Consider the following 25,096-nt stretch of genomic DNA (forward strand, 5'->3'; position numbering starts at 1 on the left):
CGTCCACTCTCCACAACCTCGATTGTCAAGCAGCTGTCTGGCCGAAGCCGGTTGGCCCCGGCGGCTTGCCGTCCCCGCAACTGCGTTGATGGCAAGGCCAGATAGTGTAGCCGGGCGCCCAACTCGTGTCAACACCCCCGAGATACGGGGCCCGTGCTCACATTCCAGGGTGAGCGACCGGACTTGAACCGGCGACCTCCAGGGCCACAACCTGGCGCTCTAACCACCTGAGCTACGCCCACCAGCATTCGCGGGATGACCCGCGCACCCGACCCTGATCGGGAGCCAGCAAAGCTATCGGATCGGAGCCCCGGGTCAACAGGGGTGAAACGGCTGCGCACCGAGCTGGATCGAGCCGATGCCCTCCCCATCACGACGCCCCTGGCGCGGGTGACCACCTGGAGCGGGGAACGTCGCGATCCAGGGCGAGGGTCGACGGATGATCTCGAGGGCGCTCGGAAACACCGCACGGGTGCGTGCGGCCTCCTGCAGGGCGTTCCCCTCGAGAGACACGGACCTTCAGGGTGAGAGCAGAGGATTGGCTGGAAAAGGAAAGCCCCGGAGGCCCGAGGGCCTCCGGGGACAGTCCTGAACCGGTGTTGCTTGGGGCTACGACCGCGTTGGTGCTGGGCAGGTCGTACCTTCCAGTCCGCAACCCGCTCCCCAAACGGCATGGCCGTCGGAGGGGCCGGCGTGTCCGATGAGCGTGAGCTCACGGAGCGAGCCGAACCGGGTCAAGGTGGGCTTGGCGTACATGGATTGCCTCCTTGGTGTGCGCCTCTGCCCTGTGCCGGGAAAGCACAGCGGAACAGCAAACTGCTGTCCCAAGCGTATACAGGTACCGTGCCACCGATACCGTGTCAACTGTTGCAGGGTCGACACTTACGCGAATCCGCTGCTTATGCGCGCGCCCGCGACGGTGGAGGCACGGGGGGCGGGTCGGCGCTCCGGGGGGTCGGACACAGGGCACCGCAGGGTGCAGACCACCCGCCGGCAGTTTCCGGTAAATCCCGCGAAGACAATCAGATAAGGGAGGGAACGCGCCCGCCAGGACTCGAACCTGGGACCCTCGGCTTAGAAGGCCGATGCTCTATCCAGCTGAGCTACGGGCGCCGTACGACGAGGCCAAGGTCGGCCCGCGGGCCGGGAGGTGTCAACGGCCGGCGGCCCCGGCGCGGCGCAAGGAGAAGCGGCCCCCGACCGTGCCGGTGCAATCGGCGACCCGGATCGATCCTTCCAGCCGTGTCCCATCCGGGGTCGCGCGGCCCGTCAGGACCAGTTGCCCGGCGCATCCTTGATCGTAGGCCAGGCCCAGCGTGAGCCCCCTCCCCGTGATCTCGCCGTCCCCCTGGGCCTCGAGCCGACGCACGAGCCTGAGCGAACCCTCCAGGCGATCTCCCCGCTGTCGGAGCTCCAGGCGTGCAGGGATCTCCTCGCTCTCGATCTGCACCGTTCCCGCATAGCTGCCCGCAACGGCCATCGCCTCCGGGCGGCCCGTGGCACAGGCGGACAGACCGAGGAGCAGAAGCAGCCAGAAGAGCCGCGAGGGGTGGGTGGAGCGGGCTGCGAGAGAGGTCATGACCGCCTCTACCACGGCTCTGCCCTCGGGGATCCCGCCGGACGATACCAGCCGGGGCGCCGGGATTGCCTCGACTTCGCTCGGCGATGCCGGCGACCGGCGTTTGAGCTCTGACGATACCAGTCGGGGCGCCGGGATTGCCTCGGCTTCGCTCGGCGATGCCGGCGACCGGCGTTTGAGCTCTGACGATACCAGTCGGGGCGCCGGGATTGCCTCGGCTTCGCTCGGCGATGCCGGCGACGGACGTGAGAGCTCTGACGATACCAGTCGGGGCGCCGGGATTCGAACCCGGGACCTCCTGCTCCCAAAGCAGGCGCGCTACCGGACTGCGCCACACCCCGTGATACGGACCGGCCAAGATAGCCCCGGCCGCGGGACTCACCCAGGGGCCAGGCGCTCCAGGTGGGCTCGCAGCAGGCGGAACGCGCGGCCGCGGTGGCTCAGGGCATGCTTCTCCTCCGGGGAGGCCTGGGCGAAGGTGCAGCCGAGCTCGGGAACCTGGAACAGCGGGTCGTAGCCGAAGCCCCCCTTCCCCGCCGGCTGGGCCAGGATCCGACCGGCGACTTCGCCGCGGAAGGTGATCGGCTCGACCGCCGGTGAAGCCGCGAACGCGGCGACACACACGTAGCGGGCGCCCCGTTCGTGGGGAGGCCGACCGGCGAGGCGCTCGAGGAGGTAGCGGTTGTTGGCCTGATCCCGGGGAAGATCCGTCGGCTCCGGGGCGAACCGCTTGGTGTGCACTCCCGGCGCCCCCGCGAGCGCATCGACCATCAGCCCCGAGTCGTCCGCGACGGTGGGCAGGCCGCTTCGTTGGGCGAACCACCGCGCTTTCGACGCTGCGTTCTCCTCGAACGTGGGGAACGGCTCCAGCCCGGCTTCCTCGGACTCCTCGACCAATCCCTCTTCGTCGAGATCGGTGATCGTCCACCCGACAGCCCCCGTGAGAATGGCGCGGATCTCGGCGCTCTTGTCCGGGCTCCGCGTGGCCACGAGCAGCCTCATGCGCGGGAGAGCACCTCCCGCTGGAAGGCGAGGATCCGTTCGATGCCTCCCAGCGCGAGGTCCAGCAGCTCGTCGAGGTCGGAACGCGTGAACGGGAGGCCCTCCGCCGTCCCCTGCACTTCCACGAGCCGGCCGCTCTCGGTCGCCACCACGTTCATGTCCACATCCGCGCGTACGTCGAGCGCGTAGTCGAGATCGAGGTGGTGCGTGCCGTCGATCAGCCCCACGCTGACCGCGGCCACGGCCTCGCGCAGGGGATTCCGGATGACCGCACCGTCTCCCACCAATCCACGACACGCCAATGCGAGCGCAAGGTAGCCGCCGGTGATGCTGGCCGTGCGGGTTCCCCCATCCGCCTGCAGCACGTCACAGTCGATCGTGATCGTGCGCGGACCCAGTGCGTCCAGGTCCATGACCGAGCGCAGGGATCGACCGATCAGACGCTGGATCTCCTGCGTGCGTCCGCGGGGCCCGGTCCGCTCCCGCGACGTGCGCCGGTGGGTCGAGCGGGGCAACATGGAGTACTCCGCCGTCACCCACCCTCCGCCGGCGCGCTCCTTCCAGGACGGTACGCCGTCCTCCACGCTCGCCGTGCACAGGACGCGGGTCCGCCCCGCACTCAGGATGCACGACCCCTCGGCGACGGGCGCAGCGTGCAGGTCCACCGAGAGTGGCCGGAGCTCGCGGCTCATGTAGGAGGCCCGACGTAGTAGAACGCCAGGATGGCCGACAGGAGGATCGCCACCCAGAGCAGCATGCTTCCGGAGGGCCAGGTCCTTGCCAGCGGACCGGTGGGGCCGTGGGTGCGGAAGGAGCGCCGCAGCACGCCTCGCACCGAACCGACGGCCACAGTGCGGATGGAGCGGTCGACCGCACCCACCGCGCCCCCCACCGACCGGATCACCATCGGACCGAGCTTCCGGTAGAACCACTCGGCGTCGAGGTTGGTGGACGGGATCTCCGGCGGATACATACCGGCGAACTTCAACGCGACCACGGCCCCCACCGCGAAGAGCAGCAGCTGGGTCTGCGTGAGGATATGGGTGACGTCGTACGGCGTGTAGTCGACGGCGAACGGCAGGCGCGCGTACAGCAGGCCTGGGAACCACCCGATCACGATGCAGAGGGCGGCGCCGATCCCCATGGCCGCCAGCATGTTGACGGGCGGTTCCTTGGCGCGGATCCCCGAATCGTGCGCGAAGAAGGCGAAGAACGGGATCTTGATGCCCGCGTGCTCCACCACACCGGCGGAGGCGAAGAGCATGACGAGCCAGATCACGTTCTGATGCTCCTCCAGGAGCGCCGTCATGATCATGGCCTTGCTGACGAAGCCGTTGAACAGCGGAACGGCGGAGATCGACAGCGCGCCGACGATGCACAGCGCCGTGGTGATGGGCATCGTCTTCCAGAGTCCGCCCAGCTCCGATGCTTTGGTGGTCCCTGTGACGTGCAGCACGGCTCCCATGGACATGAACAGGAGGCCCTTGAACAGCACGTCGTTGAAGGCGTGGGCGACCGCCCCATTGATGGACAGCGACGTACCCAGTCCCACGCCCACCACCATGAAGCCGATCTGGTTCATCATCGAGTACGAGAGGACCTTGCGCAGGTCGTTCTCGATGACCGCGAAGAAGATGGGGTAGCACGCCATCACCGCCCCGATCCACACCAGCGACTCCGTGCCGGGGAATCCACGCGCCAGCGTGTAGACCGCCACCTTGGTGGTGAACGCGGAGAGGAAGACCGTACCGGTGGCCGTCCCCTCCGGGTAGGACTCGGTCAGCCACGTGTGGAGCAGCGGGAAGGCGGCCTTCACGCCGATGCCGAGGAGGATGAGCTTTCCGCCCAGTGACTCCGCGCCGATGAAGTCGAAGGCGATGCTGCCCGTGTCGTGGGCATACACGATGATGCCCGCCAGCAGGGTCACCCCGGACAGCACCTGGATGATCAGGTAGCGCATCCCGCTGGCGACGGCCGAGTCCTTCCTCCGGGTCCAGATGAGGAAGACGGAGGTGAGTGCCAGCAGCTCCCAGAAGACGAAGAGGGTGATGAGATCACCCGCGAACACGGCGCCGAGGGCGGACCCCGCGTACAGCACCGCAGACACATGTTGGACGGTATCGTGGTCCTCACGCTTCAGGTGGAGCGCGTAGACCAGGCCGATGAACGCCGCGATGTGGAACAGGATGCCGAACAGCATGGAGAGCCGGTCGACACGCAACGGCATGAGCGCGTAGCCGAGCAGGTCGGCCGACAACACCTGGCCCATCTCCAGCCCGGCCAGGTTCAAGCCGCCGACGACCGGGATCAGGAGCAGAAGCAGGGTACGCGGGACACCCCGGACGAAGGGGACCAGCAGCGCGCCCAGGAAGAACGGGACGAACGGCGGCAGGCTACCCATCGTAGTAGTCCTCCCCCCGCATCACGATGCCGCGCAGGACCCGCGACAGGAAGACCAGCACCACGATCCCCACGAACCCCCAGAGCGGATAGAATGCGAAGAGGGGTTCCCAGGGGTGTTCGGTGTGCCGGTCGACGAAGAACTCCGCCACGACGGAGATGGCGCAGAGCACGAAGAACGCGCCGAGGATCCGTCGCGTCCACACGGGGCCCACGCTCGACGGGGCATGCTCGTGCCCACCCGCGGCGTTCGGATGACTCATGGACCCACCACCTGCAGCATCAGATCGTAGAAGGGATCGGGGTAGAAGAAGAGCCCGATGGTCAGAAGTGCGGTCGCCGTCAGCGCGATCAACGAGGGCCACGGAGCCTCGTGGATCCCCTCGTGCCCATGGTGATGGTCGTCGGGCGGCGGCGGCAGGAAGAACGCGCGGATGGGGATGATCAGCAGGTAGGCCATGGAGAGCAACGAGCTCAACATGAGCACGGCCACGAGCCCGACCTGCCCCGCGTCCAGCGCGCCCAGCGCCAGGAACCACTTGCTCCACGAGCCGCCCGCGGGAGGCAGCCCGATGATGCTCAAGGACCCGATCAGGAACGCAGCGAACGTGACGGGCATGGTGCGCCCCAGCCCGTCCATCTCGCTGATCTCGGTCTTGTGGGCTGCCACCATGATGGCGCCGGCACAGAAGAACAGGGTGATCTTCCCGAAGGCGTGCATCACGATGTGCAGCCCGCCACCGACGATCCCCCACCGGGTGGCGAGCATGGCTCCCAACACGATGTAGGAAAGCTGGCTGATGGTGGAGTACGCGAGCCGCGCCTTGAGATTGTTCTTCGTGAACGCCACCAGCGAGCCCAACAGGATGGTGGCGGCCGCCACCCACATCAGCCACACGCTGGCGCCTTGCGCGTGCAGGAAGTCGATGCCGAAGACGTACACGCTGATCTTCAGGATCGAGAACACACCCGCCTTCACGACCGCTACCGCATGGAGCAGCGCGCTCACCGGCGTCGGGGCGACCATGGCCGCCGGCAGCCAACGATGGAAGGGCATGACGGCCGCCTTCCCTACCCCGAACACATAGAGTCCGAGCAGGACCGGCACCACGGCGCTCGACACATGACCGGCGAGGATGCCGCCCTCCCGGAAGTCCAACGTGCCCGCCGCCACCCAGGTCCAGGCGATCGCCAGCAGCTGCAGCCCGACCGACGTGCTGAGCAGGATCCCCAGGTAGACGCGCCCCGCCCTGCGCGCCTCTTCCGAGCCGTGGTGGGTGACCAGCGGGAAGGTCGAGAAGGTCAGGACCTCGTAGAAGAGGAAGAGCGTGAAGAGGTTGCCGGCGAACGCCACGCCCATGGCGCTCGAGATGGCCAACGCGAAGAAGATGTAGAACCGCGTCTGGTGTTCCTCGTGGTGACCCCGCATGTACCCGATCGCGTACAGCGAGGTGAGGATCCAGAGCGAGCTGGCCACGAGCGCGAACAACAGCCCGAGCGGCTCGATCTCGAGACGGAGCGTCAGGCCGGGAGCCACCTCCAGGAGCGTGACGCCCGGGCGCCCGCCGGCGATGACCTCCGGATAGAACCCGACCACCATCCAGAACAGGACGGCCGCCGTGACCAGCAGAGCCGTCTCGCGCAGGTTGGGCCACCGACCCAGGAGCCCGATGGCGACCGCACCCACGGCGGGGACGATCAGGGGGAGCAGGATCGGGCTCACGATCCACCTCCCAGCAGCCATTCGGCGGCCTGGCGGGCGACGCCGGCCGTCAGTCGCGCATTCAGTCCGAACCAGATGTTGAGCAGCACGAGGAACCAGGTCGGGATGAGCAGGGCCAGCGGCGCCTCGGCCCGGGACGTATCCCCATCCGGCGGCGGTCGCATGTAGGCCATCTCCACGACGCGCCAGATGTAGACGAGCGCGAGGAGGGAGCTACCGAGCACCAGCGCGGCCACCGGCCACCATCCCTTCTCCAGGGCTCCGACGATCAGATACCACTTGCTGATGAACCCGACGGTGGACGGAACCCCGATGATGCTGAGGCCCGCGCCGACGAACGCCGCCATGGTCCAGGGCATGCGCTTCCCCAGCCCCTGCCACCGCTCCAGCGAGGTGGAGCCGACCCGGTACATGACGCAGCCCACGGCCATGAAGAGCGCGGCCTTCATCAAGGCGTGGTTGAACAGGTGCACGATGCCACCGGTAAGCCCGGACACGGACACCAGCGCAATGCCCAGGATCATATAGCCGATCTGCGCCACGCTCGAGTAGGCCAGGGAGCGCTTCACGTTGTCCTGGAAGACAGCCACCAGGGACATCGACACGATGGCGATCAGGGCCAGCGGCAGGAGCACCCAGTCCAACTGCACGACGTCGAAGGAGAACCCGGCCCCGAAGACCGTGAAGAAGAATCGGAGCAGCATGTAGACGGCCACCTTCGTGGCCGTGGCCGCGATGAAGGAGGTGACCGCAGAGGGGGCGTACGTGTAGGCGTTGGGGAGCCACAGGTGGAGCGGGAACAGCGCGAGCTTGAGTGAGATCCCCACCGTCAGGAACGCGAACGCGGCGCGTACCGTTCGGGTGTCGCTCACGGCGGGAAGGCGCTCGGCCAGGTCCGCCATGTTGAGCGTCCCGGTCATCCCGTACATGAGCCCGATGCCGATGACGATGAAGGTGGCCCCCACGCTTCCCATGATCAGGTAACGGAAGGCCGCCGTCAGCGCCCGCGGATCGCGTCCCATCGCGATGAGGGCGTAGGCGGACAGCGACGACACCTCGAGGAACACGAAGACGTTGAAGGCGTCGCCTGTGACCGTGATGCCCAGCAGCCCCGTGAAGCACAGCAGGAAGGCCGAGTAGAACGCGGGCAGCTTGGAGGTTTCGATCTCCTGCGCGGCGCTCTTGCCCATGTACGGCGCAGCCACGGCCCCGATGAGCGCGACCAGCAGGAGCACGAAGGCGTTCAGCGCGTCGACGCGATACTCGATCCCCCACGGCGGCTCCCAGCCGCCGATGTGGTAGCTGATGACGCCGACGTCCAGCACCTGCATCAGGAGTTGGACCGCCAACCAGAGCGCGGACCAGGTCGCGACCAACGCGATCCCGAACGCAACGCGACCGTTGCGCAGGAGCAGCGCCAGCGGGGCGGACAGGAACGGGATGATGATGAGGAGGACCGGAAGATGCTCGGTCACCGTCGGGACCCCGCCTTTCGTGCTCTGGGAGACAGACTGCGCAGGAAGCGCGGGATCACGACGTCATCGCCGCCTCGGCCTCGAGAAGCTCGGCTTCCTCGACCGTTCCGTAGGCTTCATTGATCCGCACGACGAGCGCCAGCCCGACGGCGGTCGTGGCGATCCCGACCACGATGGCCGTCAGGATGAGCACGTGCGGCAGGGGGTTGGAGTAGACGATGCCTTCCAGCACGGTGAGTCCGTGCCCGGCGGCTTCGGCTCCATGGTCGCCGGCGTGGGAGTCCTCGATCAGGATGGGCGCGGTGCCGCCGAAGATCTTGCCCATGCTGATATAGAAGATGAAGACGGACGTCTGGAAGATGGACAGACCGATCAGCTTCTTCACGAGGTGTTCGCGGGAGATGACCGTGTAGAGCCCGATCATCATGAGCGCCACGAAGATCCAATAGTTGTACAGCCCGAGGATCCTCATTCTTCGACCTTCCCGCGGCTGGCGAACGTCACGAAGATCCCCGTCATCACCGCGAAGACCGTCGTCAGCACGCCGAGCTCCACCAGCAGGATGCCCAGGTGCTGTCCATGGATGGGATCGTGGCGCAGGACGTTGTAGTCCAGGAAACGTCCGCCACGAAACAGGGACGCCACACCGGTGCCCGCATAGACCATGACGCCGAGCGGTGCCAGGGTACGCCAGACGACGGACGGGAGCACGCGGCTCATCCGCGCCAGTCCGAAGACCAGAGCGTAGAGCACGAATCCCGCCGCGAAGATGACGCCCGCCTGGAATCCGCCTCCGGGACCATAGTCCCCGTGGAACTGGACATACAACGCGAACACCAGGATGAAGGGGATCAGGACCTTCACCCCGATGCGCAGGATGACCTGGTCTCTCATGCCTTCTTCTCCGTCCGCTTGGCACGGGACAGCAGGAGCAGCACCCCCACCAGCGCCGTGAAGACCACCGAGGTCTCACCCATGGTGTCGTAGCCGCGGTAGGAGGCCAGCACGGAGGTCACCACGTTGGGGACGGCGACCTCATGCGCCGAATCCTCCAGGTAACGGGGCACCACATGCTGGTGGATGGGATTGGTGGGGTCCCCATAGGGCGGCATGTCCAAGGTGGCATAGATCAGGACGGCGCCCGTGAGCAGCACCACCACCACCGGGAGGAGCGGAGTCCGATCGGGCTTCTTCTCCTCGGAGCCGACGAGTGCGAGCGCCGACAGCATGAGGATCGTGGAGATCCCTGCGCCGACCGCGGACTCCGTGAAGGCCACGTCCACGGCGTCCATCACCACGAAGAGGCCTGCGGACAGGAAGCTGTAGATCCCGGCCAGCATCACGGCGGCGAACAAGGAGCGGACGCGCACGATGGTCACGGCGGTGACCGTGAGGAACAGCAGCAAGGAGATGTCGATCACGACGTCCACGTGCCATCCTCCTTCCTGCGCACGGGGACGAGCCCCCCTTCGAGCGCTGCGCGACACGTGGCGTGCGTGGCGATGGGGCTCGTGAAGAGGACGAAGATGATGACGATCAGCAGCCGCAGCGTGTTGAGGCTGAATCCGGTCTGGAGCATCATGCCCAGCACCATCAGGCCCGCCCCGGCGGTGTCCGTCATCCCCCCGGCATGCTGCCGGGTGAAGACGTCCGGCATGCGGTTCACGCCGATGGCACCTCCGATGAGGAACACCACCCCACCCACGATCAGGATCCAGCTGAGCCCGGCGACGAGGAGTTCCATGGTCAGAGCACCTGGTCCTCGTCGAAGGGTCGCGCGAGATCACCGTGCGTCTCGACGTACTTCAAGACGGCGAGGGTGCCGATGAAGTTCATCAGGGCGTAGACGAGCGCGAGGTCCATGAAGTCGGGACGCCCGGTCAGGAAGCCGATCACGGCGATCAACAAGACCGTCTTGGTTCCGAACATGTTCACCGCGAGGATGCGGTCGAACACCGTGGGACCGAGCACGGCCCGCCCGAGTGCCAGGGCCATGGCGACCAGGATCCCCGCCGCCGCGACGCTGAACATGAGCATCGGGTCGTTCATGCGTCTCCTTCCAGCTTCACCACGCGCCGGTCCATCTCGCCCTCCTCGGTGCCCTGCAAGGCGGCGCGGGTGAGGGAGTGCACCTCCATGGACGTGCCGTAGACGCCGGTGGTGATGGTGCCCGGCGTCAGCGTGATCGAGTTGGCGTAGATGAAGCGGCCCAGATCGGTCTTCTCGTGCCCCTCATAGCGGCCGAAGGCGGGGTCGATGTCCAGGTTCGGCCTCAAGCAGACCTTCAGCACGTCCCAGTTGGCCTTCAACGTCTCCCAGGCCAACCAGGGCAGGTACAGCGGGGTCCGCAGGGTGAGGTGGAGGGGGATCGACTCGCGGTCCGCGACGTCCATGCGGTGCGCGATGTAGGTGACCAGAACGATGGACACCACCCCCAGGCTCGTGATGAAGAGCGTGTAGTGCCCGGAGAGAAAGAGCCAGAAGGCCATGAGCATGGCCCCCAGGCCCATCAGATGAGCCATAGACCGCATTGTCCCGAGTTGTCGTCCGCGTGGAGCGGCTTCGTCGGGGCGGGATAATAGGGACCGGCCCTCAGGCGGTCAACAAACCCTCACCAGTTGGATTGGGCCCCGTCCACGATCCGCTGGACGAGGAGCTCGACCGCCTCACTCCGACCGATGTCCTCGGTCTCCGATGCCTCCAGGAACTGCCCTTCGGCACGCAGGGACTGGTCCTCCCAGAGGATGGCGTTTCCCTCCACGTCGATGATCTCGACCCGGGCCGCGATCGACACCTGGCGCTGCAGGACCTCCGCCGTGTTGCCACCGGCACCCGGCCGGAAGAGCGGCGCGTTGACGTTGTACCCCACGATCGTCCCCTGGACGATCGCATCCGCCACGTCCTCACCGGCGCTGCGCACGCCCAGGGCCCGGGGGAGCTCCCGCAGCAGCTGCTGGTGGATCTCCTCGGTCAGCTCGGCCCGCGTGGTCTCGTTCTCGAAGGGGAGCACGGCGATGGTGCGGATGTAGTCCGGCAGACCTGCCCCGGCCCGCAGCGAGTAGTTGCAGCCACTCAACGCCCCGAGCAGCAGCAGGACCGCCGGAGCGAGCCGCGGGCGCCGGCCGCGGGAGCGCAGGCGCCCGGCGTGTGCCCGCACGGTGTCAGCGCCCCAGCGTCCAGATCTCGGGCGGGAAGGACTCGACATACTCGACGCTCTCGACTTCGACGGTGAGCTCTCGGAACGCAGCCAGATTACGATACGTGGCGCTCTGCGGCAGCCCCGCCCCGTCCCGCTCGACGGACAGGCTCTCCTCCGCCCGACCATCGCGCAGGATCTCCGCGGAGGCGAGGGCGCCCCCCTCGAAGCGGAAGCTCATCTCGCGGGCGCCGGGCACGTCATAGCGCAGGCGGACGGTGCGCTCGTCCAGCGCCTCGCCCCCCACCAGGCGGGGCACCCCGCCCGGGCGGAAGACCCCCAGCGACGCCCACAGGAGCGGCGCCGGCGGGATCAGCCCGTCGGGAGCCCCCGGGGGAAGGCGAAGCTCGTCGTCGACGAGCGCGGCCTGGACGGCCAGCTCGCCGTTGCCCAGGAACAGGTCGAGCCGGGCGCGGTAGGGCGGCTCCACCCGCGAGACGCCGCGCCCCGAGAAGCGCGCGCCTCCCTCGTTGGCACGCCACCGGAACAGCACGCGGGCGGGGCGCTCCAGACGCGTCGCCTCCTCCTGCAGGACGGCCACCTCGGCCGCATCGATGCTCGGGGCCGGCGGGGGCGCCGGCGCGGCCGTGCAGGAGATCAGCACCGGAAGGATCAGCAGGGAGGGCTGGAAGCCCGCCGCACGCAGCAGTCGGATCATGGACGGCTGCTACCCCCGCCCCCCGGGTTCTTTCCACCGCGCAGGCCTTCCCTTGGGCGCGGCGGCGCGGCCGGGTTAGCTTCGCCGGCCATGACCCCACGCCCCGTCTACGTCACGAGCGACGTCCATCTCGGTGCCGTGCCCCCCGACACCGAGCGTTCCTTCCTGCGCTGGTTGGAGCATGCAGGCGCGTGTGCCTCCTCCCTGCTCCTCAACGGCGACCTCTTCGATTTCTGGTTCGAGTACCGGAACGCCGTTCCGCGCGGACACACGCGGGTCCTGGGCGCGCTACGCGCGCTCGTCGACGCCGGCCTGCCCATCACCCTCATGGGGGGCAACCACGATTGGTGGGGGGGGTCGTTCCTGCGGGACGAGATCGGCGTGGAGTTCCTCCAGGAGCCCGTCGTCCGCGAGCTGGGCGGCCACCGCACGCTGGTGGCGCACGGCGACGGTCTGGGTGGGGGTGACCTGGGCTACCGGGCGCTCAAGCTGGTGCTGCGCGGCCGGTTCACCGTCGCCGGGTTCCGGTGGCTGCACCCGGACGTCGGTGCCTGGCTGGCACGCCGGGTGTCGCGCACCGGCTCGAGGGAGCACGCGGCCGACGCGGCCACGTTGGCCAGGGCGGAACATGTACGCATGTGGGCACACGCCCAGCTCGACGCCGATCCGACGCTGGACCTGGTCCTGCTGGGCCACACCCACCTGCCCGCCCTGGAGGAGGTCGCTCCCGGCCGGCACTACCTGAACGCCGGCGACTGGGTGTACCGCCGCACGTACGCCATCCTCGCGGAGGGAGAGGCCCCCCGCCTGTTGGACTGGGAGGGCTGAGGGGACGGGTCGGGACCGACCCGTCCCCACGGGCCCCTTCACGCGGAGCGCGGCGCTCCCCGCAGCAACAACCACCCGACGAGGCCCGCCACGGTGGAGGCCGCGAGCACGGCCAGCTTGGCCGTGTCGAGCTCGGGCGCCGGCCCGAACGCCAGTCCCGCGATGAACAGCGCCATAGTGAACCCGATGGCGCAAAGCCAGGACGCGCCGTGCAGATGGCGCCACGTGACCCCACCGGGCAGCGCAGCCCACCCCAGCCGCACGACGAGCGCCGCAGCCAGCAGGATCCCGACCGGCTTGCCCACCAGCAGGCCCAGCGCGATCCCCGTGGCCACGGGATCGCGGACCGCCCCCAGCGGATCGGCCGGCACCGCGACGCCTGCGTTGGCCAGGGCGAACAGCGGCAGGATCCCGAAGGCCACCCACGGCTGGAGACCGTGCTCGAGGCGCTCCAGCAGCGTAGGCGCACGCGGAAGATCCCCCACCGGTGACGCAGCCTGATGGGGGATGGCCAATGCCGTCAGCACACCCGCGACGGTGGCATGCACACCGGACTTCAGGACCGCGAACCAGAGCGCCACCCCGAGCACCAGGAACACGGCGGGAGCGCGCACACCGGCGCGCGCAGCCACCAGCAACGCCGCGAAGAGCAGCGTAGCCGCTCCGAGGGCCGTCAGGCTCACGTCCGCCGTGTAGAACACCGCGATCACCAACACCGCCAACAGGTCGTCCACGATGGCCAGCGCCGACAGGAAGACCTTCAACCCCAGCGGTGCCCGGCTTCCCACGAGCGCGAGGACGCCCAGCGCGAACGCGATGTCCGTGGCGATGGGGACGGCCCACCCGACGCGCCCCGGCCCGGACGCGTTCAGCGACAGATACACGACGGCCGGCACGAGCGCGCCTCCGAGCGCGCCAGCCAACGGGAGTGCCGCCGAGCGCAGGGACGCGAGTTCCCCGCCCCGGAGCTCGCGCTTGATCTCGAGTCCGACGACGAAGAAGAACACCGCCATCAGGGCGTCGTTGATCCACAGGACGAGGCCCTTCTCCAACGACGCCCCACCCACGGAGATCGCGATCGGCAGCTCGCGCCACGCGAAGTAGGCGTCACGCCAGGGCGAGTTGGCCCAGAGCAGCGCGAGGGCGGCGCAGGCGATCAGCACGACGCCGCTGGCGGCCTCGGTGCGGAAGAAGGAGGCGAACGGCACCCAGGGACGGGGCCGCTCCAGACGGACCTCGACGGACGGGCTGGACATCGGAGTCACCTCGAGCTCAAGGGACCCGTCCGCGTGCCGTCCGTGGGCTCCGGCCGAGGCGCACAGCGCCCGGGCGGCCGGATCATGATCCACTCCGGCCGCGACCGGATGAGAAAGAATATCATCCGCGAGGCGCCCTCAGAAGGGGCCTCGGAGCCGTCAGCGGAAGACGGTGATCGGGAGCGAGATGGTCAGCTCCACGCGCGGTGCCTGGCCTGGCGCCGCCCGGGCCGCCCCCACCGTGATGGGATCGGGGAAGTCCCGCAGGTGGGCGGACACGAAGGCATCGGCCCCGCCGAGCAGCAGCATGAAGAGGCCGAACGCGAGCCAGTCCTCGCGCTGTTCCACACGGGTCTCCTCGAGGGCCTGCATCTCCTCGACCCGGGGGTGGGCGGCGATCCGCGCCTGGATCGAATCGGGATCCGTGACGCCGTCCGCCACCGCGTCCCGTCGGGCCTCCACCTCCCAGAACTCGAGGCGGTCGCGGGCGCTTCCGAGCGCCCGGAGCGTCTTCCAGAGCATGAGGCCCGAAGCCGCTTCCGTCAGGAAGTAGAAGCTGGCGCGGGAGTAGGCGCCGGTCGCGGCCTGTCCCCACCCCGGTACGGCCAGGGACCGCAGGAACGCACCCCCCGGAGTGACGTCGGTGGGAAACAAGGTATCCGCCGCCGGGCGCGCATCCTCCACCGCCACCTGCGCCGCTGCCGGGACGGCCAGCAGCAGCAACAGGGTCAGCATCGCCAAGCTCCTCACGGGACGAACACCCCCAGCCGCTTCGGCATGACGTCGATCTGGATGGACGAGGCGGCGGCGGGCATCAGCTCCCCGTCCAGCTCGAAGGGAAGCGGCCCCCCGTTCCCGCTGCCGAACTCGACGCGCTGGAAGCGGCGCAGCCGGATGCCGTTCAGGGTGCCGTGCGTCCCGCGGATGACGCGCGGGATGGCTCGCGCCACCTGGAGCAGGTTCAGACGATCCACGAAGCACAGATCGAGGAAGCCGTCGTCCGCCACGGCCGTCGGATTGAGGAGGAACCCGCCGCCGGCGGAGGGCCCCACGGTGACGGCCGACAGCATGGTCGGTGCCTCGAACCGCTCCCCATCCGCCAGGGTGACCCGGACCGGGACCGCACGGAAGCGCACCAACGCGCCGAGGAGCGCCACCAGGTACTGTGCGAGCCCGGAGAGGACCTGCACCCGCGCTCGCCGCAACAGCACCTCCACGTCCAGACCCACCCCCATCAGGTTCACGAAGTACCGTTCCTGCCCGTCCCACCGGGCCCGTCCCACGTCCACCCGGCGCACGCGGCCGCCCACGAGTACCCGTACGGCGCCCGGAATGTCCTTGGGAGCCCCCACGATGCGGTAGAAGTCGTTTCCCGTCCCGACCGGGATGATCCCCAACGGCGGCGGCTCCGCCGCTGCCGCCAGGAGCCCGTTGACCACCTCGTGGATGGTACCGTCCCCGCCCACCACGAGCAGGCGGGCCGCCCCCTGGGCGACCGCCTCCTGCGCCAGCCGCGCCCCGTCCCCGGGGCCCGTGGTCGTCAGGATCCGGGGCTCGAGGCCGTGGCCGGCCAGGGCGTCGACGAGCCGAGGGAGCATCCGCGCGCCCTTCCCCGAGCCCGAGGCGGGGTTGACGAGAACGAAGAGATCGGGGGTCATGGGCATCCGCCGGAGGCTCCATCCGTGGGGTGGACCGCGTGGCGGGAGCGTGTGGGAATCGAACCCACCAACCCGGGTTCGAACCGGGCCAGCTGGTTTTGAAGACCAGTCGGAACACCAGCTCCGATCCGCCCCCCCATCGCGATCACGCCGACCACCCGACGAGCAGCACCGCGCCCAGCGCGAGCGTGCCGGCGAACAACAGCGCCACCCGGCGCGCGAGGGCGGGCGTGGCCAGCACCGCCAGTGCCGCCCCCTTGAACACGATGTTGGACAATCCGCCGACGAGGATCAATCGCCAGGCCCGCTCGGGCTCCAGCCGCTGGTCCCGGACGAGCTCCGTCAGGGACAGGGTGATGGCGTCCATGTCCACGATCCCCGACAGGCCCGCGATGGCGTAGAGCCACCGGGAATCCAGGCGCGCCTCCGCGAACGCGACCGCGAACAGGATGGCGCCGTACAGGAGGCCGAAGACGATGGCGGTGCGCAGCCCGGACGGCGGGGACGCCTCCTGCGCCCGGAGCGGCTCCGCGCGTCCGCGACGCGCCGCCAGCGCAGTGAGCAGCACCATCCCGCCGGTGAGGAGCAGCAGGGGAGGTGCGGCCACCGGCAGGAAGGCGACGTGCACGACACCGATCTCCAGCAGGACGCGCAGGAAGACCACCGTGGAGGCGATCATCACCACCAGCGTCCCCGCCTGCGCGGTGACCCTTCCCTGCTTGTTCTCCGCCGCGTAGGCCACCGTGGTGGCGGTGCTGGAGATGAGCCCGCCCAGGACGCCTGCCGCCAGCGTCCCGGCGCGCGAGCCGAAGACCCGGTAGGCGATGTAGGCGGCCAGGCTGATGCCCACGATCAGCACGACCATCATCCAGATGCGGAACGGATTGAGCACGCCGTACGCGTCATAGGCGCGGTCGGGAAGGACCGGCAGGATGACCAGCGCCACGAGGACCAACCGCACGACCGCACGGATTTCGGACGCGGCCAGCCCGGACACCCAGCGGTGCAGCTCCGTCTTCCAGTGCAACAGGACGGTGATGATCCCGGCGACCACCACGCCCTGGACCCGATACCCGAACAGCACCGCCGCACCGATCAGGTAGAGCGCCACCGCGGCCACCTCGGTGGTGATCCCGGGCGCGGGATGGTCGTCCTCGCGCTCCGCCACGTTCGCCGCCACCAGGAAGGCGGCCACCACCACCAGGCCCGCGCTCACCACCCACGGTCCCACCCGACCAGCCACCAGGGCCGCGAGGGCGCCGAAGAGGGAGATGAGCGGGAAGGTGCGGATCCCGGCGATCGGGTCCGTGGCCCACTGCCGCTGGAGTCCGACGAGGAGTCCCAGGCCGAGCGCCAGCGCGAGCGAGACGACGATCTCGGGATCGGTCACGGGGCGTGCGCGCTCCCCCCTCAGGAACGGATACGGCGGGTGTGCCGTCGGGCGCGAACAGGATAGCGACCGACCCGTCCCTCCGGTACCTTTGGCCTCCGTTCCGGAGGAACCGTGACCGCTCGTCCATCCCCACAGGACCCGCTGCTCGACTCCCGCGTCCCGGCCCGCCCCACCGCCGCCGCGACGGCTCGCAACCCCGGTACGCCACTCGACCTGGAGTGGGTGCTGGGCCTGCGCGTCAATCGAAGCGCCGTGGAGCGCCGTACCGGGACGCTGGGCACCCGGCGCAGCGTGAAGAAGGAATGGCAGGCCGCCTGGCTGCTCCGCGCCGTCCGGCTGATGGACCTGACCACGCTGGAGGGCGGCGACACACCCGGTCGCGTACGCCGGCTGGTCGCCAAGGCACGCCGCCCCGTCCGTGACGACCTGCTGGACGCGCTCGGTATGGGGGACGCCGGTCTGACCGTCGCCGCGGTGTGCGTCTATCCCGCGCTCGTCCCTACCGTCCGCGCGGCGCTCGCCGAAGCCCCGATCCACGTGGCCGCCGTGGCCGCGGGATTCCCGCACGGTCTGTCCCCGCTGGAGCAGCGGATCGCCGAGGTCGAGGCTGCGGTTCGCGCGGGTGCCGACGAGATCGACATCGTCATTCAACGCAGTCACGTGTTGCGCGGCGAATGGCAGGCGCTCTACGACGAGGTCCGAGCCTTTCGCGACGCCTGCGGCGACGCGCACCTCAAGACGATCCTGGCCACGGGTGAGCTGGGCCCGCTCCGCAACGTGGCGCGCGCCTCCGCGGTTTGCATGATGGCCGGAGCGGACTTCATCAAGACCTCCACGGGCAAAGAGCGCGTCAACGCCACACTGCCCGTCGGGCTGACGATGGTGCGCACGCTGCGGGCCTACGTCGAGCGCACCGGCTATCCCGTCGGCTTCAAGCCCGCGGGCGGCGTGCGCAGTGCGAAGGACGCGTTGCTGTGGATGATCCTCATGAAAGAGGAGCTGGGCCGTGAATGGCTCGAGCCCGAACGCTTCCGCTTCGGTGCCAGCTCCCTCCTGAACGACATCGAGCGACAGCTCGAGCACCACCTGACCGGTCGGTATTCTGCATCCTTCCGCCATCCCCTCGCGTGATGACCCGGATCGAGACCCTGTACCACTCGTTGGAGTACGGTCCCGCGCCCGAGAGCCCGGCGCCGGCGCTGGAATGGCTCGAGCGGCACGGGCGCCGCTTCGGACACTTCATCGACGGACGATGGACCGACGCCGGAACCCGGTTCGCGACCCGGGCGCCGGCCGATGGGTCCGAGCTGGCGCAGGTCACGCAGGGCAGCGATCAGGACGTGGACGGGGCCGTACAGGCCGCGCGCGCCGCCCAGGTGTCCTGGGCGCGCCTGGACGGGCATGCCCGGGCGCGGCACCTCTACGCGCTCGGCCGCGCCGTGCAGCGCAACGCACGCCTCTTCGCGGTCCTGGAGAGCCTCGACAACGGCAAACCCATCCGCGAAGCCCGCGACGTGGACGTCCCCCTCGTGGCGCGGCACTTCCTCCACCACGCCGGCTGGGCGCAGCTGGCGCCGCGCGTGCTGCCCGGGTTCGGACCCGTGGGCGTGGTGGGCCAGATCGTTCCCTGGAACTTCCCGCTGCTGATGCTCGCCTGGAAGGTCGCGCCCGCGCTGGCGGTCGGGAACACGGTCGTGCTCAAGCCGGCCGAGCATACGCCGCTGACCGCGCTGCTCTTCGCCGACCTGTGCGTTGAGGTGGGGATCCCCGCCGGGGTGTTCAACGTGGTGACCGGCGACGGCACGACGGGCGCCGCGCTCGTGCGGCATCCGGACGTGGACAAGATCGCGTTCACGGGCTCCACCGAGGTGGGGCGAGCCATCCGCGTCGAGACCGCGGGGTCCGGGAAACGGCTCTCACTCGAGCTGGGCGGCAAGTCCCCCTTCGTGGTCTTCGAGGACGCGGACCTGGACTCGGTGGTCGAGGGCGTCGTGGACGCCATCTGGTTCAACCAGGGGCAGGTCTGTTGTGCAGGCTCACGCATCCTGGTGCAGGAGGGCGTGGAGCGGACGCTCGAGCGCAAGCTCAAGGCGCGCATGGAGACGCTGCGCATGGGCGACCCGCTCGACAAGTCGGTGGACATGGGCGCCATCGTGGCCCCTGTGCAGCTGGACCGCATCCGCGACCTCGTCGAACGGGGCCGCCAGGAGGGGGCGGAGATCTGGCAACCCTCCTGGGCCGTCCCCCGCGAGGGATGGTTCTACCCGCCCACGCTCTGCACCGCCGTGGCGCCGGCAGGCACGCTGGCCCAGGTCGAGATCTTCGGACCGGTGGTCGTGCTGATGTCGTTCCGCACCCCCGACGAGGCGGTCGAGCTCGCGAACGACACCCGGTACGGATTGGCGGCCTCTGTCTGGACCGAGAACGTGAATCTGGCGTTGGATGTGGCGCCCCGGATCCAGGCCGGGACGGTCTGGATCAACTGCTCCAACCAGTTCGACGCCGCCTCGGGCTTTGGAGGCTACAGGGAGAGCGGCTTCGGACGCGAAGGTGGACTCGAGGGGCTGTACGAATACCTGGCGCCGCGCGAGCGCGGGCGCGAGCCGGCACGTAGCGCGGCGGACCGGCCGCGGCTTCCCCGCCCCGCTCCCGACCCGCTCGGTGGAGGTCCGGAGTCCATCGACCGGACGGCCAAGCTGTACATCGGCGGCAAGCAGGTGCGGCCCGACGGCGAGACGAGCCTGGCCATCCTGGACGCGAAGGGACGCGCACTCGCGGAAGTGCCGCGGGCCAACCGGAAGGACGTCCGCAACGCCGTGGAGGCGGCGCACGCCGCCCTTCCCGGCTGGCGGGGTCGAACGGCCCACAACCGCGCGCAGATCCTCTACTACCTGGCCGAGAACCTGGAGGTGCGGGCGCAGGAGCTGTCCGAGCGTCTGCGGGCGGGAGGCGCCTCCCGGCGGGACGCGCGTCGGGAGGTGGCGGCGAGCGTGGACCGCCTCTTCACCTGGGCCGCGTGGGCGGACAAGTGGGACGGCCGCGTCCACGCCACGCCCTTCCGCAACGTCACCCTGGCCATGCCGGAGCCCCTGGGCGTGCTCGGGATCGTGTGTCCCGATGAGGCCCCCCTGCTCGGGTTCCTGTCCTGCGTGGCCCCGGGCCTGGCCATGGGCAACACGCTGGTGGCCGTCCCGAGCGAGCCCTTCCCCCTCCTCGCCACGGACGTGGTGCAGGTCCTCGAGACCAGTGACGTGCCGGCCGGTGTCGTGAACGTCCTGACGGGCTTCAAGGACGAGCTGGCCCCCGTGCTGGCGGCGCACGACGACGTGGCCGGCCTGTGGTACTTCGGACACCGGGAGGGCTCGCAGGAGGTGGAACGCCTGTCCGCGGGGAACCTGAAGCGGACCTGGGTGGACCACGGCCGTTCGCGGGAGTGGACGGGGCCGTCGGGCGCGGACGAGGAGTTCCTGCGGGAAGCCACCCAGATCAAGAACATCTGGGTGCCCTACGGCGAATAGGCGGGAGGGACGACGCGCCGCCCCCTGCGTGGGGATCCGGGGGGTCACGCCGCCCAAGGCCCGGGCTCGTCCTGGGAGGTGCCAGCCAGGCTCGTCCTGCGGACGTGCTACCGGCGCAGGAAGGAGCGGTTGACCGGCGTCTGGATGACCAGGGTGAGTCGGTCCCCCGGAGTGACCGTGAGCCGAGGCGTCGTGTAGCGGTCGCTGGCGAGCAGATCGATCTGGATCTGCAGGTCCCGGACGGCGGGCCACTCCAGCACGAAACGGCCCGACGCCTTGCCGCTCACCCGCCCGATCAGCTGCCGCCCGCCTTCGGACAGCGCGTGCAGGGTGGCCTCGTTGAAGTCGGTATTCTCGACCAGGAGCATGACCTCCTGACGGCCACCTCCGCGCTCGAAGGGAGAGGGTGTGTTGGCCCCCCGCCCGCAGCCCAGCCCCGCGACCAATAGTCCGACAGCAAGGACAACGCCCTGCAAGTATCTGGCAAGACGCCGGATACGCTCGCTGACCTCAACCACGTTCCAGCCTCCGCCGCCAGGGGACGTCCGGTCGGGGCCGGGGCGGCGCGCGCCCCGACCCCCCGGTCCGACTGCTACTCGCTCACCAGGTTGCCGACCCGGATGGGCGCCAGACCGGCCCGCTCGAGCAGCTGGTTGAGGCGCGCCAGGTCGTCGCGCAGGATGATCTGCATGGCCTGAAGCTGCTCCTGCAGCTGCGCCGAGAGGTACTGGTAGACCTCCTGGGCCTGCTCGGTGGGCTCGGACTCGCCCGACTCCACGACGCCCATCAGGGCCGCCAGCTTGTTGTTGAGCTTGATGGGGAAGTTCAGCGGATCCTGATTGCTCTGGTTCCGGACCTGGTAGATCTCCTCTTCGACGGCGCTGAGCTTGGTCTTCACGTCTCCGCCGGCGCGCTCGATCTGCCCGTCGTCCGTCTGGCCGAGCCGATCGTCCACCTCCGTCTTGACCCCGCGGATGTCGAGCACGGCCTGATTGGCCGCGCTCACCCGGTCCCGGATCTCGATCGCCAGGTCGAAGCGCCGCTGCAACTCCGCCATGGTGACCTGCCCCTCCAGGCGGGGGTCGAGCCGGACCTCGAAGCGCTGCTCCTGGACCGGATGGTCGTCGACCGTCAGCCGCACCACATACTCGCCGGGTACGGCGACGGGGCCCTGGTTGCCGGCCGCCCAGAAGATGCGACCCTCGAAGTCGGTGTAGCCGGGGTAGCGCAGGTTCCAGGTGAAGCGCTTGGAGCCCTCGGACTTCGCGGGCGTGGGCGCGCGTCCACCGCCGAAGAACTGCGCGGGACCCTCCTCCTGCTCCGTGGTATCCGCTGCCGCCGACTCGAAGGTCTGGATCACCCGGCCGCGGGCGTCGGCGAACTCCAGGGTGACCTTCTCCGCGTCCTCGGCCAGGTAGTAGTAGATGTCCACGCCCTGATCCACGCCCCGCACGGGGTCGGCGGGATCGAACAGGTGGACGGGCGCGGAGGTGATCCGGTCGGACATCTGCCGGATGGGTCCGATGGCGGGCAGCACCCAGAAGGAGCGCCCGTGCGTGGAGACCACGAGATCGTTCTCCTCGACAACCAGGTCCGAGACCTGGGTGTTGGGCAGGTTGAGCCCGAGCGACGACCAGTGGGCGCCGTCGTCCCAGGAGACGTAGACCGTCGTCTCGGACGCACCGTACAGCAGGCCGGGACGCGCCGGATCCTCCCGCACCGCGCGCACGAAGTCGTCGGCGGGAATGCCCTCGACGATCTTGGTCCACGTACGACCGTAGTCCGTGGTCTTCCAGATGTACGGACTCCGATCGTTGTCGACGAGATACCGGATCCCCGCCACGTACGCCTTGCCCGGCGTGTTCGGCGAAGGCTCGATGGTATTGATGCGCACGAAGTCCGGCGCATCCGGGGGGGTGACGTTGGTCCACGTGGCCCCGCCGTCGCGGGTCACGTGCACGAGCCCGTCGTCGGAGCCGGCCCAGATGACGTTCACGTCATGGTAGGACGGCGCGATGGCGAAGATGGTGGCGTAGGTCTCGACCCCGGTCTGGTCGCGTGTGATCGGGCCGCCGGACGGACCGATGGTGGAGGGGTCGGCGCGCGTCAGGTCCTCCGAGATCTGCTCCCAGCTCTGACCCTCCGTCGTGCTCTTCCAGACCTTCTGCGTGCCCGTGTACAGGATGTTCGGGTCGACGGGCGAGAAGATGATCGGGAACGTCCACTGCACGCGCTCGACCAGGTCCTCCGCCGACTGCCCCATGGGATTCTCGGGCCAGACGTTGACGGCGCGCGTCTCACCGGAGTCGTGGTCGTAGCGCGAGAGGCTCCCGCCGTAGCATCCGGCGAAATAGATGTCCGTGTCCTTGGGGTCGGGTGCGATATACCCGCTCTCGCAGCCGCCGACCGAGAAGAAGTAGCCGCCACCGCCGAAGCCGCCGGCGGCCGACAGGTGGTTCCATCCCTTCCACGGGGTGCAGGCCGTCGAGTTGTCCTGCTGGGCACCGCACACCATGTAGGGCTCGTGGTGCGTCGTGATCACCCGGTAGAACTGCGCCGTCGGGTAGTCCTGGTCCGTCCAGGTCTGACCGCCGTTCAGCGTGACGTTGCCGCCCCCGTCGTTGCTGTTGATCATGCGGTCGGGATCGCTGGGCGCGATCCACAGGTCGTGATTGTCCCCGTGCGGCACCCGGATGGACTCGGGGAACGTCTTGCCGCCGTCACGTGAGCGGTAGAAGCCGGTGTTCAGGGCGTAGACGACATCCTCGTCCTGGGGGTCGGCGTAGATGCGGGTGTAGTAGAAGGCACGCTGCCGCAGCTTGCGCTCGTCGTTGATGAGCTCCCACGTCGCCCCGCCATCATCCGAGCGGAACACGCCACCGTTCTCGTGCTCGATCAGCGCCCACACCCGTTGCGGGTTCGCGGGCGAGACGGCCACCCCGATCTTCCCGAGCAGGCCCTCCTGCGGCAGACCGGGATTGCGGGAAAGCTCCGTCCACGTCTCACCGCCGTTGGTGGACTTGAAGAGCCCGCTGCCCGGGCCCCCGGACGACATCCCCCAGGATTTGCGCCAGGCTTCCCACAAGGCCGCGTACATCACGTCCGGATTGCCCGGATCGAACGTCAGATCGACGCCTCCCGACCGATCATCGCGGTAGAGCACCTTGCGCCAGGTCTCGCCGCCGTCCGTGGTCTTGTAGATGCCGCGCTCGGGGTTCTCCATGGAGTGCTTGCCGAACGCGGCCACCCAGGCGGTGTTGCAGTCGGTCGGGTGCACCCGCACCCGCGCGATGTTCTGGGTCTCCTCGAGGCCCAGATGCGTCCACGTGTTCCCGCCGTTGGTGGACTTGTAGACCCCGTCGCCCTGCATGACGTTGCCGCGCAACTGGGTCTCGCCGGTTCCGATGTACACGACGTCGGGGTCGGCCTCGCAGACCGCCACCGCGCCTACGGACGAGCTGGTGATCTTGCCGTCGGTGACCACCCGCCAGGTCTGGCCCGCGTCCGTGGTCTTCCACAGACCGCCGCCCGTGGCGCCGAAGTAGTATTCGTAGGGACGGCTGTCGCTGCCGGCCACACCGATGGAGCGCCCGCCCCGATCGATGCCGATATTGCGCCAGCGCAGCGCGTCGAAGTAGTCGGTGTCGTAGGTCTGGGCCGTCAACGGTGGGGCCGCGACCATCAGGAGGCCCGCCAGCGCGGCAGCGCCGCGGCCGAAGGTCTTCCGGGAAGTGCTCATCGGATCCAGATCCTGCTCAGGTAGGGACGTACGCCAACCACCCCGGGGCGAACCGGGGCGACGGGCGGAGTGTGGGGCCGACCCCCCGGCCGGGCAAGGGCCCGGCCGGCTTCCGAACGGAGCCGCCGGACCGGACCGCGATCCTGGCGTGCCGCCGACCTCAGCGGACAGGCTTGAACGGCGTGATGGGCTCGGCAGGATCCACGTCGATCGGGCGGGCCGACCCGAACAGCCCTCCGTCGATCACGGTGGCATCCAGGATCAGGTACAGGCCCGCCGCCAGCGTCGCGAGCAGCGCTCCGGTCTTGACCGGGTTGAGCTTCCGGAGGCTCATCTCCTCGATCCCGGTCAGGGGGATGCTGTAGGACGTGGCGAACTGGAAGTTCTCCTGCAGCGTCTGGCCACGAGCGGTCACGACCTCCAGGTCGATCCGGTCCGACTCGCTCCGTCGCACGGTGCCGTCCAACACCCGGATCGGCGTGTCGCGATCCTGGCTCTGCCGGATGGCCTCTTCGATGGTCAGCCGCGCCCGGATCTGATCTCCGGGTGAGGCCTGGCGAACGGGTTGGAACGTGTAGCATCCGCTCGCGACCACTGCCGACACGACCAGGGTCAGCATGGCCAAGGCGCGGCGGCCTCCTGCGTTGCATCGGTGCTGTCTCACGTCGTGC

General features: G+C 69.2%; 25 protein-coding genes and 4 tRNA genes. 3 read left to right on the plus strand and 26 right to left on the minus strand.

Annotated features, from left to right (window positions below):
* Positions 1-168: 168 nt before the first annotated feature.
* The 18 genes from R3E98_11720 to R3E98_11805 form a co-directional block, all read right to left on the minus strand.
* Positions 169-242: transfer RNA gene (locus R3E98_11720), tRNA-His, on the minus strand.
* 797 nt (positions 243-1,039) lie between these two features.
* Positions 1,040-1,113: transfer RNA gene (locus tag R3E98_11725), tRNA-Arg, on the minus strand.
* Positions 1,114-1,153: 40 nt separating this feature from the next.
* Positions 1,154-1,579 (minus strand): hypothetical protein, encoded by a 426-nt coding sequence (locus tag R3E98_11730; GenBank protein MEZ4424071.1) that lies wholly within the window; start codon positions 1,577-1,579, stop codon positions 1,154-1,156.
* A 267-nt stretch (positions 1,580-1,846) separates the two neighbouring features.
* Positions 1,847-1,920: transfer RNA gene (locus tag R3E98_11735), tRNA-Pro, on the minus strand.
* A 37-nt stretch (positions 1,921-1,957) separates the two neighbouring features.
* Positions 1,958-2,581 carry a non-canonical purine NTP pyrophosphatase gene (locus R3E98_11740; GenBank protein MEZ4424072.1) on the minus strand — a complete coding sequence of 208 codons (624 nt, stop codon included), beginning with the start codon at positions 2,579-2,581 and terminating at the stop codon, positions 1,958-1,960.
* Positions 2,578-3,273 (minus strand): ribonuclease PH, encoded by a 696-nt coding sequence (gene rph / locus R3E98_11745; protein ID MEZ4424073.1) that lies wholly within the window; start codon positions 3,271-3,273, stop codon positions 2,578-2,580. Before rph ends, R3E98_11740 begins: the two co-directional genes overlap by 4 nt.
* On the minus strand, positions 3,270-4,982 hold the full coding sequence (locus R3E98_11750) for a Na(+)/H(+) antiporter subunit D (protein MEZ4424074.1): 1,713 nt from the start codon (positions 4,980-4,982) through the stop codon (positions 3,270-3,272). The genes rph and R3E98_11750 overlap by 4 nt, the downstream gene beginning before the upstream one ends.
* Positions 4,975-5,244 carry a hypothetical protein gene (locus R3E98_11755; protein ID MEZ4424075.1) on the minus strand — a complete coding sequence of 90 codons (270 nt, stop codon included), beginning with the start codon at positions 5,242-5,244 and terminating at the stop codon, positions 4,975-4,977. The genes R3E98_11750 and R3E98_11755 overlap by 8 nt, the downstream gene beginning before the upstream one ends.
* Entirely contained in the window at positions 5,241-6,725 is a 1,485-nt protein-coding gene (locus R3E98_11760) for a monovalent cation/H+ antiporter subunit D family protein (protein MEZ4424076.1), read from the minus strand. The genes R3E98_11755 and R3E98_11760 overlap by 4 nt, the downstream gene beginning before the upstream one ends.
* The gene (locus R3E98_11765) at positions 6,701-8,179 is read right to left on the minus strand and encodes a monovalent cation/H+ antiporter subunit D family protein (protein ID MEZ4424077.1); all 1,479 of its coding nucleotides are present in this window, start codon (positions 8,177-8,179) and stop codon (positions 6,701-6,703) included. The genes R3E98_11760 and R3E98_11765 overlap by 25 nt, the downstream gene beginning before the upstream one ends.
* Before the next feature lie 55 nt (positions 8,180-8,234).
* Entirely contained in the window at positions 8,235-8,651 is a 417-nt protein-coding gene (locus R3E98_11770; GenBank protein ID MEZ4424078.1) for a cation:proton antiporter subunit C, read from the minus strand.
* Positions 8,648-9,073 carry a Na(+)/H(+) antiporter subunit B gene (locus R3E98_11775; protein ID MEZ4424079.1) on the minus strand — a complete coding sequence of 142 codons (426 nt, stop codon included), beginning with the start codon at positions 9,071-9,073 and terminating at the stop codon, positions 8,648-8,650. Before R3E98_11775 ends, R3E98_11770 begins: the two co-directional genes overlap by 4 nt.
* Complete coding sequence (locus R3E98_11780; GenBank protein ID MEZ4424080.1) at positions 9,070-9,609, minus strand: DUF4040 domain-containing protein; 540 nt, start codon at positions 9,607-9,609, stop codon at positions 9,070-9,072. Before R3E98_11780 ends, R3E98_11775 begins: the two co-directional genes overlap by 4 nt.
* Positions 9,597-9,923, minus strand: a complete 327-nt coding sequence (gene mnhG, locus R3E98_11785; GenBank protein MEZ4424081.1) for a monovalent cation/H(+) antiporter subunit G — start codon at positions 9,921-9,923, stop codon at positions 9,597-9,599. Before mnhG ends, R3E98_11780 begins: the two co-directional genes overlap by 13 nt.
* Before the next feature lie 2 nt (positions 9,924-9,925).
* Positions 9,926-10,228, minus strand: a complete 303-nt coding sequence (locus R3E98_11790) for a monovalent cation/H+ antiporter complex subunit F (GenBank protein ID MEZ4424082.1) — start codon at positions 10,226-10,228, stop codon at positions 9,926-9,928.
* Positions 10,225-10,701, minus strand: a complete 477-nt coding sequence (locus tag R3E98_11795; protein MEZ4424083.1) for a Na+/H+ antiporter subunit E — start codon at positions 10,699-10,701, stop codon at positions 10,225-10,227. The genes R3E98_11790 and R3E98_11795 overlap by 4 nt, the downstream gene beginning before the upstream one ends.
* 89 nt (positions 10,702-10,790) lie before the next feature.
* Positions 10,791-11,336, minus strand: coding sequence for an LPS assembly lipoprotein LptE (gene lptE, locus R3E98_11800; protein MEZ4424084.1), 546 nt, complete (start codon positions 11,334-11,336; stop codon positions 10,791-10,793).
* A 4-nt stretch (positions 11,337-11,340) separates the two neighbouring features.
* On the minus strand, positions 11,341-12,033 hold the full coding sequence (locus R3E98_11805) for a hypothetical protein (protein MEZ4424085.1): 693 nt from the start codon (positions 12,031-12,033) through the stop codon (positions 11,341-11,343).
* 90 nt (positions 12,034-12,123) lie between these two features.
* Between R3E98_11805 and R3E98_11810 the strand changes: the two genes are divergently transcribed.
* The gene (locus tag R3E98_11810) at positions 12,124-12,861 is read left to right on the plus strand and encodes a UDP-2,3-diacylglucosamine diphosphatase (GenBank protein MEZ4424086.1); all 738 of its coding nucleotides are present in this window, start codon (positions 12,124-12,126) and stop codon (positions 12,859-12,861) included.
* 38 nt (positions 12,862-12,899) lie between these two features.
* Here R3E98_11810 and nhaA read toward each other — a convergent pair whose 3' ends face one another.
* The 5 genes from nhaA to R3E98_11835 all read right to left on the minus strand — a co-directional run bounded on the left by nhaA (position 12,900) and on the right by R3E98_11835 (position 17,165).
* Positions 12,900-14,117, minus strand: a complete 1,218-nt coding sequence (nhaA, locus tag R3E98_11815) for a Na+/H+ antiporter NhaA (protein MEZ4424087.1) — start codon at positions 14,115-14,117, stop codon at positions 12,900-12,902.
* A 159-nt stretch (positions 14,118-14,276) separates the two neighbouring features.
* Positions 14,277-14,852 (minus strand): hypothetical protein, encoded by a 576-nt coding sequence (locus tag R3E98_11820; protein ID MEZ4424088.1) that lies wholly within the window; start codon positions 14,850-14,852, stop codon positions 14,277-14,279.
* An 11-nt stretch (positions 14,853-14,863) separates the two neighbouring features.
* On the minus strand, positions 14,864-15,781 hold the full coding sequence (locus tag R3E98_11825; protein MEZ4424089.1) for a diacylglycerol kinase family lipid kinase: 918 nt from the start codon (positions 15,779-15,781) through the stop codon (positions 14,864-14,866).
* A 33-nt stretch (positions 15,782-15,814) separates the two neighbouring features.
* Positions 15,815-15,911, minus strand: a tRNA-Sec gene (locus tag R3E98_11830).
* A gap of 9 nt (positions 15,912-15,920) precedes the next feature.
* Positions 15,921-17,165, minus strand: a complete 1,245-nt coding sequence (locus tag R3E98_11835) for an MgtC/SapB family protein (GenBank protein MEZ4424090.1) — start codon at positions 17,163-17,165, stop codon at positions 15,921-15,923.
* 144 nt (positions 17,166-17,309) lie between these two features.
* On the opposite strand from R3E98_11835, the gene deoC reads away from it, so the two are divergent.
* Together deoC and R3E98_11845 are read left to right on the plus strand one after the other, a co-directional pair.
* A complete protein-coding gene (deoC, locus tag R3E98_11840; GenBank protein ID MEZ4424091.1) occupies positions 17,310-18,299 on the plus strand; it encodes a deoxyribose-phosphate aldolase in 990 nt (329 codons plus the stop codon).
* Positions 18,299-20,686, plus strand: coding sequence for an aldehyde dehydrogenase family protein (locus R3E98_11845; GenBank protein ID MEZ4424092.1), 2,388 nt, complete (start codon positions 18,299-18,301; stop codon positions 20,684-20,686). Before deoC ends, R3E98_11845 begins: the two co-directional genes overlap by 1 nt.
* A gap of 107 nt (positions 20,687-20,793) precedes the next feature.
* Here R3E98_11845 and R3E98_11850 read toward each other — a convergent pair whose 3' ends face one another.
* From R3E98_11850 to R3E98_11860, 3 genes are all read right to left on the minus strand, one after another.
* Positions 20,794-21,054, minus strand: a complete 261-nt coding sequence (locus R3E98_11850) for a hypothetical protein (GenBank protein ID MEZ4424093.1) — start codon at positions 21,052-21,054, stop codon at positions 20,794-20,796.
* A gap of 224 nt (positions 21,055-21,278) precedes the next feature.
* Positions 21,279-24,425: a glycosyl hydrolase gene (locus tag R3E98_11855; GenBank protein ID MEZ4424094.1), complete on the minus strand. Its 3,147-nt coding sequence runs from the start codon at positions 24,423-24,425 to the stop codon at positions 21,279-21,281.
* 160 nt (positions 24,426-24,585) lie between these two features.
* Positions 24,586-25,089, minus strand: a complete 504-nt coding sequence (locus R3E98_11860; protein ID MEZ4424095.1) for a hypothetical protein — start codon at positions 25,087-25,089, stop codon at positions 24,586-24,588.
* Positions 25,090-25,096: the final 7 nt, after the last annotated feature.

This window comes from Gemmatimonadota bacterium, from assembly GCA_041390125.1.
Lineage (GTDB): Bacteria > Gemmatimonadota > Gemmatimonadetes > Longimicrobiales > Gaopeijiaceae > JAGQIF01.